Source organism: Thiothrix caldifontis (assembly GCF_900107695.1).
GTDB classification, from domain to species: domain Bacteria; phylum Pseudomonadota; class Gammaproteobacteria; order Thiotrichales; family Thiotrichaceae; genus Thiothrix; species Thiothrix caldifontis.
Window position 1 is genome coordinate 1 of record NZ_FNQP01000047.1, and the last position, 9,687, is coordinate 9,687.

The 9,687-nt window shown below is 51.2% G+C and carries 9 protein-coding genes; 1 reads left to right on the forward strand and 8 read right to left on the reverse strand.

The features are described from left to right. Window positions 1-44: 44 nt before the first annotated feature. On the reverse strand, window positions 45-203 hold the full coding sequence (locus tag BLV87_RS19630; protein ID WP_175517813.1) for a hypothetical protein: 159 nt from the start codon (window positions 201-203) through the stop codon (window positions 45-47). Between the two features lie 127 nt (window positions 204-330). On the opposite strand from BLV87_RS19630, the gene BLV87_RS18640 reads away from it, so the two are divergent. Continuing rightward, window positions 331-2,145, forward strand: coding sequence for a PAS domain-containing hybrid sensor histidine kinase/response regulator (locus BLV87_RS18640; protein ID WP_093071143.1), 1,815 nt, complete (start codon window positions 331-333; stop codon window positions 2,143-2,145). Here the strand turns inward: BLV87_RS18640 and phoR are convergent. From phoR to BLV87_RS18675, 7 genes are all read right to left on the reverse strand, one after another. Further along, complete coding sequence (gene phoR / locus BLV87_RS18645; RefSeq protein WP_093071145.1) at window positions 2,142-3,437, reverse strand: phosphate regulon sensor histidine kinase PhoR; 1,296 nt, start codon at window positions 3,435-3,437, stop codon at window positions 2,142-2,144. The two genes, BLV87_RS18640 and phoR, sit on opposite strands and share 4 nt — an antisense overlap. Beyond that, complete coding sequence (gene phoB, locus BLV87_RS18650) at window positions 3,437-4,138, reverse strand: phosphate regulon transcriptional regulator PhoB (protein ID WP_093071147.1); 702 nt, start codon at window positions 4,136-4,138, stop codon at window positions 3,437-3,439. The genes phoR and phoB overlap by 1 nt, the downstream gene beginning before the upstream one ends. Window positions 4,139-4,168: 30 nt before the next feature. Continuing rightward, complete coding sequence (phoU, locus tag BLV87_RS18655; RefSeq protein WP_093071153.1) at window positions 4,169-4,876, reverse strand: phosphate signaling complex protein PhoU; 708 nt, start codon at window positions 4,874-4,876, stop codon at window positions 4,169-4,171. A gap of 23 nt (window positions 4,877-4,899) precedes the next feature. Further along, entirely contained in the window at window positions 4,900-5,787 is an 888-nt protein-coding gene (pstB, locus tag BLV87_RS18660; RefSeq protein WP_175518076.1) for a phosphate ABC transporter ATP-binding protein PstB, read from the reverse strand. 70 nt (window positions 5,788-5,857) lie between these two features. Beyond that, a complete protein-coding gene (pstA, locus tag BLV87_RS18665; protein ID WP_093071149.1) occupies window positions 5,858-7,138 on the reverse strand; it encodes a phosphate ABC transporter permease PstA in 1,281 nt (426 codons plus the stop codon). Between the two features lie 15 nt (window positions 7,139-7,153). After that, a complete protein-coding gene (gene pstC, locus BLV87_RS18670; protein WP_093071150.1) occupies window positions 7,154-8,545 on the reverse strand; it encodes a phosphate ABC transporter permease subunit PstC in 1,392 nt (463 codons plus the stop codon). 97 nt (window positions 8,546-8,642) lie between these two features. After that, a complete protein-coding gene (locus tag BLV87_RS18675; protein WP_093071152.1) occupies window positions 8,643-9,449 on the reverse strand; it encodes a GNAT family N-acetyltransferase in 807 nt (268 codons plus the stop codon). Window positions 9,450-9,687 lie beyond the last annotated feature (238 nt).

Genomic DNA, 9,687 nt, shown 5'->3' on the forward strand with positions numbered 1-9,687 from the left:
GAAGTGCCAACGTATGGCGAATTTTGTGTGAAATCTACGTCAAATTACTGATTATCCTCATCCAACACTGGATCATGCTCACCGGATTGTGGGAAATACCCCAGCGCAGCCTCACCAAAGGTGTTCAAGCCATTCAGGAACAGGCTTCCCATCTTGCCGCCTGCATCGCTGAGCGACGCAGCTTGATAAAATGCCTCAAGCAACTGGCAAAACTCTTCGCTTCTTCAACCGCTTGCCGACAAAACAAACGGAGGAAAAAACCTAATAATTGGATGAGATTACAGCAAGTTAGGGAATGGAGGGCTTAAAGTTGATGCGTATAGGCGGCGTATGGCGGATACCTTCGTCAAGTTGGGGATGGTAAAAGACACCAGCAAGTTAGATGGCTTTATCTATGACCCTGATCAAAAGCCTGATTACCGCTGGTTGTGGTGGGTATTGGGCGGGTTTGGGGTGGTCGCGCTATTGGGGTTTATCGCCAGTGGCTTAGTGGCGTGGTTCAACGGGCATTTGCAGGAAAAAAACACCTTGTTGCAACAAGCCATGCAAGCTCAGGCAGACGTGGAGCTGTTGTTGCAAGAAAGCCAGCGTTCCCTGCAAAGCTTAATTGGAAACCTACCGGGCATGGCTTACCGTTGCCGCTATGATCGTGAATGGACGATGGAATTTGTCAGTGACGGCTGTGAAGCACTCACCGGTTGCCCTGCTAACTACTTGCAAGGAAAAAAAGGGGCTGCTCTCAACGATTTTATACACCCCGAAGACCAACAACAGGTGTGGGATGACATCACGGCGGCACTGCAAGAACGGCAGTCGTTTCGCTTGACCTACCGGATGAAGCATTGGGAGGGTTCGTGGCGTTGGGTGTGGGATCAAGGGCATTGCGTGGAGTGGGCGGAAAATGGTGCACCGTTGATGCTGGAAGGGCTGATCATGGACATTACCACGCAAGTGGATACCCAACAAAAGTTGCAGCAAGCCAAAGAGCAAGCGGATGCGGCGACTCGCGCCAAATCCATTTTCCTTGCCAATATCAGCCATGAAATCCGCACGCCGTTGAATGCGGTCACAGGTTTGGCGCAATTGCTGCAACAGGAAAGTTTGCAGGGTAAGCAGCGGGATTACGCGGAAAAATTGCATAGCTCCTCACGGTTGTTGCTGGGAATTGTGGAAGATGTGATGGACTTTTCCTGCATCGAAGCGGGGGAGGTGGTGTTGCGCCCTGTGCCGTTCAATGTGCAGGGGATTCTGCAAAGTGTCCGGCATATTGTGCAAGAACCTATCGCGGGCAAGGGCTTGGCGTTTCGCCTAGAGGTGCAAGACAACATTCCGGCGGTATTGGTGGGCGATCCGCTGCGCTTGAGCCAAGTGCTGAATAATTTGCTGATTAATGCGGTTAAATTTACTAATAAGGGCAGCGTTTCTTTGCATGTGAGCTTGCAATCGCAGGTGACGTCTAAGGTTCGGTTGCAATTCAGTGTGCGTGATACGGGGATCGGGATTCCGGCAAATCAGCGCGATAGCTTGTTTGAGCCATTCGTGCGGATTGATGTGGGTGAGCATGAGGCGGTGAAAGGCGCAGGCTTGGGCTTATCGATCAGTCGGCATTTAGTGGAATTGATGGGCGGCGTGATTACGGTGGAAAGCATTCCTGGTGTGGGCAGCGAATTTGCTTTTTGTGCTGATTTTGAGTGTGAAGCAGCATCTACTGTGTTGCCTGATGCGGCGGAGGCGCTATCCAGTGAAGCAGCGCAGCGTTTACTGACGGGAGCGCGGATTCTGGTGGTGGATGATGATGCGTTGAATTCGATGATCAGTATTGAGCTGTTGCGTACTTTCGGTTGCGTTACCGAGCGGGCGGAAAATGCTACACAAGCGTTGGCGGCACTAATGGCAAATAACTTCGGTCTGGTGTTGATGGATATTGAGATGCCGGGGATGACGGGCGATGCGTTGACCCGTGAACTGCGTACCGATCCGCGTTGGCAAACCTTGCCAATTATTGCGATGACCGCTCACGCCTCGACCACAATCCGTGAACATTGCCTCGCTAGTGGGATGAGCGACTATTTGGCGAAACCGTTTGATGTGGCGCAATTACGGGCGATGTTAGTGCGGTGGTTGGCTGCGAGAACGTCGGTTTAATCCAACACCCGCTTTGCCGGAAAACACGCCTTAAACTCGGTATTCCCCGGCTTGCTGGTAATCGTCAGCTTGCCGTTATGCCACTGCATCACATGCTTCACAATCGCCAAGCCCAAGCCAGTGCCGCCGCTGGCACGCGAACGCCCTTCATCCACGCGGTAAAAGCGTTCGGTCAAATGTGGTAAGTGCTTCTCAGGAATCCCAGGGCCGTTGTCGATAATGCTTAAACACGCTTGCCCATCGTCAGTACTTTCCCAGTGAATGCGGATGGTTGTGCCAGCGGGGGTATGTTTCACCGCATTTGCCAGCAAGTTGGTAATGACGCTGTTAATGTCTTTTTCTGAGCCGCACACGCATAAATCGGGTTCGATTTGGGTCTCTAAAAGGTGTGTATCGCTGGCCAAGGTGTCACGGATGGCTTGGATACTGCTTTCCAGCATCGCTGGTACATCAATCCGGTTGCCCATCAATGGTGTGGTTTCCTGGCTTTCCAGCCGTGACAAGGCCAGCATGTCGCTGATGATTTGCTGCATTCGGGCGGCTTGTTCGCGGGATTGCTGCAAGGGGCCGAGTAAATACTCCGGCAATTCCGGGTCTTGCTCAAACAACTCGATATAGCCGGTTAGCACCGTCAGCGGGGTACGTAATTCATGGGAAGCGTTGGCAATGAACGCTTTACGGGTTTTTTGCAATTGCACGCCTTCGCTAATGTCGCGCACACTTAATACACGGGAGCCGCCTTGCAATGGCAATAACCGCGCTCGCAAAGTCAGATTGCTATGACGTGGCGAGGGAAAAGTGATTTTGCGTTCGCTGTTTTCTTCCAGCAATTTATGCAAATCTGGGTTGCGCAGCAAGGTGTCAATGCGTTTACCACGGTCAGCAGCGTCCTGCACGCCTAGTAGTTTAGCGGCGGATTTGTTCGCCCATTGAATGTGGTTGTCAGCATCCAGCAATACAGCAGCATCTGGCAACGCCGACAAGACATTATCAAAACGGGTGAGTAACTCTTGTTGTTTGCGTTTGCGTTCGGCACTTTTTTGCTGCGATTTTTGGAACAGGTAAGCAATTTGTTCCCATGCGCCATCGCTATCGGGCATTTCTTCGGGCTTTTGCCCATTGGTGAGCCAACGTTGCAGTTGATACAATTTTTGTAACATCCAGCCGATATAACCGAGTAACACCAGCAACATAATGATCAGAGGATAGGGAGTAAACCACGCGACTAATGCGCCACAGCCAATGACTAGGCCAAAGCGGTAACGCTCGACGCTCCAATAATCCACGACCATTATTCACCTGTTGTTTCGGTAGCACTGAACAAATAGCCTGCGCCCCGGATGGTTTGAATCACATTATCGGCGGCAAAGGTCTTTAAAGTTTTGCGCAAGCGTAGCACATGCACATCAACGGTGCGTTCTTCGATATAGGTATTTTGACCCCAGACGAAATCCAGCAATTGAGCGCGGGAATAGACTTTTTCGGGGTGTTGCATGAAAAATTCCAGCAGGCGGTATTCGGTCGTGCCGAGATGCACGGATGCGCCGTCAATGCGTAATTGGTGTGCATCTTGGTTAAGTTGCAAGCGTCCGGCATTGATGATGCGTTGTTCATCAAACCCATCGGAGCGGCGCAACAGGGCTTTGATCCGCGCACTCAGGGCTTTGAGCGACACGGGTTTAATCAGGTAATCATCCGCACCTGCATCCAGCCCGTGGATCATGTCATCCTCTTCGCTTTTGGCGGTGAGCATAATGATGGGAATGTCACGGGTTAACGGGTCACTGCGAAACCGTCGGATGAGTTCGGGGCCGGAAAGATCTGGCAGCATCCAATCCACCAACATTAAGTCGGGTAACTGGTCTGCTGCCACATCACGCGCAGCCCGCGCATCAGCGGCTTCTTGCACCATGTAACCTTCACGCTCCAGTGAAAAGCGGATCATGGAACGAATCGCGGCTTCATCCTCAATGCACAGAATGCGTTTTTTCATGGAGTGAAGAACCCTATAGGGTACACCAACTTACTCACCCAACAACGTTTCGCGGATGCTTTCTATATTAGTGTGGCGCACGTCTTTGCCTTTCACCAAATAGATCACGTATTCGCAAATGTTTTTGCAGTGATCGCCGACTCGTTCCAGTGACCGTGCACACCAAGTGACATTCAGGCTGTCTTTGATATTGCGTGGGTCTTCCAACATGCGGGTGTAGAGCTGGCGCGTAATGGAATCGAACTCTTCATCGACTTGCTGGTCGTTTCTCACTACTTGCATGGCTTGGGCAACGTCCAAACGCCCCAAGACATCCAGCGTATCGCTCAACATGACTTTGACGTGTTCGCCCAAGTGACGCAGCGCATTGTGCAAATCGCCGTAGGTGGGGGTTTCTGCCATTTCCACTGCGTAACGCCCGACTTTTTCAGCTTCGTCACCAATGCGCTCAAGGTCGGTAATAACTTTGATAATGGTGATCAGCAAACGCAAATCGCTGGCGGCAGGCTGGCGACGCGCAATGATTTCGGCGCAATGTTCGTCGAGCATGATTTCCATTGCATTGATTTCATGGTCGGAATACGCGACTTTTTCGCCTAAGGCACTGTCACGATCTAGCAAGGCTTTGATGGCGTTGGTGACTTGGCTTTCGACCAAGCCGCCCATTGTCATCAGTTTGCTACGGGCTTCTTCCAGCTCGTGGTTGTACTGCTGGGACGTGTGTTGTGTAGTGTTCATGTCGTTCATACCCCATTGCCGCCTTAGCCGAAGCGGCCTGTAATGTAATTTTCAGTTAATTGGTGTTGTGGGTTGGTGAACACGGTTTTAGTGTCGTTCAATTCAACCAGATATCCCAAGTGAAAGTAAGCAGTGCGTTGGGAAATCCGCGCTGCTTGTTGCATTGAGTGCGTAACGATGCAAATAGTAAAGCTTGCTCGCAATTCGTCAATCAATTCTTCGATAGTTGCAGTCGCAATCGGGTCAAGCGCAGAGGTGGGTTCATCCATCAGGATCACTTCTGGGCTGACAGCGATAGTGCGGGCAATGCACAGGCGTTGCTGCTGACCACCAGAAAGCCCCGTGCCGGGTGCTTGCAGGCGGTCTTTGACTTCGTTAAACAAACCGGCTTTACGCAGACTGCTTTCCACAATCTCATCCAGTTCGGAGCGGTTAGCTGCCAGACCATGCAGGCGCGGGCCATATGCCACGTTGTCGTAGATGGATTTCGGGAACGGGTTGGGTTTCTGGAACACCATACCAACACGGGCGCGGAGCAGTACCGGGTCTTGCTCTCTGTCGTGAATATCTTCGCCGTCAAGCTTGAGGTCGCCAGTTACACGGCAACCCGGAATAGTGTCATTCATGCGGTTCAAGCAACGCAGAAAGGTGGATTTACCGCAACCGGAAGGGCCAATCATGGCAATCACTTCGTTTTTCCCGATGTCCATGTTCACATCGAAAATCGCTTGCTTTTCGCCTGCGTAAAATACGTTTACACCACGACAGAAGAATTTCGCGTCTTTGCCATCTAAGTACGGCTTGCCGATGGTTCCGCTGATGGTGTGGGCAAATTCTTCACGTCCGCCACTGGTAACAGTATTGGTTTTAGGTAAGGCTGTCGTTGTCATATCAATTGTCGCTTCAGTCATCGGGTTCACCTTCACATTCTAAAGGGTAAGGGAATTTAGGTTAATAGTCACACACTATGATGATTCGGGATCACCAGCGACGCTCAAAGCGTTTACGCAGTATGACGGCGAGCAGGTTCATCGACACCAAGAATGTCAGCAGTACCATAATCGCGGCTGAGGTGCGTTCCACGAAAGCACGTTCCGGGCTGTCAGACCACAAGTAAATTTGCACAGGCAATACCGTGGACGGTGAGGTTACGCTGCTTGGTACATCCATAATAAAAGCAATCATGCCGATCATCAGCAACGGTGCGGTTTCACCGAGGGCTTGTGCCATGCCGATGATGGTGCCAGTGAGAATGCCGGGCATTGCCAGCGGCAATACATTTTGGAACACGGTCTGGGTCTTGGATGCGCCGATCCCTAACGCGCCTTCACGAATGGATGGTGGCACTGCCCGCAATGCCGCCCGTGCTGCAATGATAATCGTCGGCAAGGTCATGAGTGTTAATACCAACCCGCCCACCAACGGTGCAGAACGTGGTACGCCAAACAACTGGATAAACACCGCCAAGCCCAGCAAGCCAAACACGATGGAAGGCACAGCGGCGAGGTTATTGATATTGACCTCGATCAAATCCACCCAGAAATTGTTTTTAGGCGCAAACTCTTCCAGATACAACGCTGCTGCCACCCCAATCGGGAAAGACAATGCCAGTGTCACTAGCAAGGTGTAGAATGAGCCGATCAACGCACTCAAAATCCCCGCTTCTTCCGGTTCACGTGAATCGCCACGGGTGAAGAAAATGCTGTTGAACTGGCTCTCGATGCGTCCATCCGCCTCAAGTTTATCCAGCCAAACCAATTGGAAGTCCTTGATGCGGCGATCACTTTCTGGCAGGGTGCGGTCGATATTACCCTTGTAATAGGTGTCAATATCGTCATCGGCCAACACCCACACGGATTGATTAGTACCAATCAAGGTCGGATCATCCGCCACCATGCGTTGCAGTTCATACTTCGCGTCGCCACTCACTAAATCTTTAAGGGCTTTCTTTTCCTTGCGCTCAGTTACACCGGGAATCAGCGTATTCAGGCTGTTTTGTATCACTGCATTGTAATTGGCGGTGCGTAATTGTTCTGGGGTGGAATCGGCGGTAACACCCAAGGTTTGCGCATCCAATTGCACATCCAGCTTAATATAAGTACTGGTGAATGCGGGGTAGCCTTTACCAATAATGTCAGCCAGCAAAATCACCAAGAACAAAATGCTCAACGCAATTGAAGCCAAGCCATAGAAGCGAAAGCGTTTTTCGCGTGCGTAGCGTTTCCCTAGGGTCGCTTTAACTCGTTCAGTCGTCGTACTCATGACAGTTGCTCCCGGTTAATCGTATTGTTCGCGGTATTTGCGCACGATATGCAACGCCACCACGTTCAGAATCAAAGTAACAATAAACAGGCTTAAGCCCAGCGCGAATGCCGCCAAGGTTTTGGCACTGTCGAATTCTTGGTCGCCTGTTAGCAAGGTGACGATTTGCACAGTAACAGTCGTGACCGCTTCCAAGGGGTTAATGGTTAGATTAGCTGCTAGACCTGCTGCCATGACCACAATCATGGTTTCACCGATAGCCCGTGAAGCGGCTAATAGGAACGCGCCCACAATCCCCGGCAATGCCGCAGGCAGGATAACTTGTTTGATGGTTTCCGATTTGGTAGCACCCATGCCGTAGGAGCCGTCACGCATGGCTTGTGGAACCGCATTGATAACGTCATCAGATAACGATGACATAAACGGAATAATCATAATGCCCATAACCACCCCAGCAGCCAGGGCACTTTCGGAGGCCACACTTAAACCGATGGATTCACCTAGTTCACGAATAAACGGGGCAACCGTGAGTGCCGCGAAGAAGCCGTAAACGACGGTAGGGATACCCGCCAAAATTTCCATTGCTGGTTTGGCGTAAGCACGCAATTTAGGCCCGGCATATTCAGACAAGTAAATTGCCGACATCAGACCTAAGGGTACGGCAATCAGCAAGGCAATGGCGGAAATCAACAGTGTACCCACGAACAGCGGAATCGCCCCGAATGAACCCGAACTGCCTGCCTGATCCGCCCGCAGTGCGGTTTGCGGACTCCAGTGTGTCCCGAACAGGAAATCAGTCGCTGGCACTTGCCCAAAAAAGCGATAGGACTCAAATAAGACCGAGAACACAATCCCCACAGTAGTCAAAATCGCGATAGAGGCGCACCCGATCATAATAAATTGTAATACCCGTTCCACTTGATTACGGGCGCGAGTTTTGGGTTTTACATGACGCAACCCAATGAATACCCCCGCAATCGCCAATGCCAACACCAGTAACGTTTTGATGGTTTGGCTTGTGGATTGCATTTGCTGGTAGTCTTCCGCCGCCGCTTTGAATACCGGTTCAGCCGTTGCCAGTTGCGTCGGGTCTTTTGCCATATTGAGAATACGGTTGGTGGTGAGACTCAGTTCATCCGCCGATTTACTCTGATATTCCGCAGGCAAGTGTGACATCATGCTGGAGGTTAACAGTGGTTTTTCCAAGCTTGACCATAAGGCAAATACCAACAAAGCGGGAATAATTGCCCAGATCACTACCAGATAACCATAGTAACTAGGCAAAGAATGCAGGTCGTTACCGCCACGCTTTACCGGGGTGGCGAGTGCGAGTGAGCGTTTGCGGCCGATGTAATAGCTGAATGCCGCTAGCACCGTTAGCGTCAGCAAGATACCCAAGGTACTCATGAAAACTCCTGATTGGGATTGTTCGGTCAGGTTGAAAGATCGCGCCCCGGATTGTAGGCGCGTAATATGACACTATTGTTACAGATAATTACGGATTTTATGCCGCTTGCAATAAACCTACGTCACTGACCGGGCGACGTTGCAAACTGCCTTGCACAAAATGGCGGTGATAACGAGTGTTCAGGTTGTTCGCGTCCAGCAAGATGAAAATGTCGGCGACGTTGAAATCGGGGTCGAGGCACGGTTCGCCCGCTACCCACGCGCCGAGTTTTAGGTAGGCTTTGAGCAACGGCGGCATATTAACTTTGGCCGCAGGTTGTGCTGGCAGTAAGTGCATCAGTGGTTTGACGCGTAATTCGACGGGGGCAAGGTTGTTAGCACGTGCTTCCTGCATAATCGCCGAGGCTTGTGCGCCCCCATCATTCATACTGATGCTGGCGCACCCGAACATGAAATCGACGCAGTGCATTTCCATGAATTGGGCTAAACCCAGCCATAACATGCCGATGCCCGCGCCGTTGCGGAAGTCGGGGTGGATGCAAGTGCGCCCGATTTCAATCGCATTACCCTTTAATTGCGGAAACAGGCCACGCAGGTCGAATTCGTTTTGAGAGTAAAAACTGCCTGCTTGACGCGCATTCTGGGTAGTGAGAATGCGGGTGGAGCCAACCACTTCATTATTATCAGTGCGGCGCACTAGCAGATGATGACAATAGTTGTCGTAATGATCACGATCGATACCTTCCGCAGCACTTTCTAATTGTGCGCCTTGTTCTTTGGCGAAGATTTCGTAGCGCAGGCGTTGGGATGCGTACACATCGGCGGGGGTGGCGGCGAGTTCTACTCGCAATTGTGGCAGGTGAGGGCGTTTTTGGTGGGTGTCGTGGTGAATAGCGGCGGTCATAGGTTGCACTCCTTTCATAATATCTCATCAGCTTATGAAAGGAGTGTGACAACTGAATGACGGTTATTTTGCAGGGAGGTTAAATGTGATGGCGTGTTAACTTTATGTATCCTGAAAACCAGCAGGGGCGAAAAAGTTTCCGCCCTATACGCATCAACTTTAAGCCCTCCATTCCCTAACTTGCTGTAATCTCATCCAATTATTAGGTTTTTTCCTCCGTTTGTTTTGTCGGCAAGCG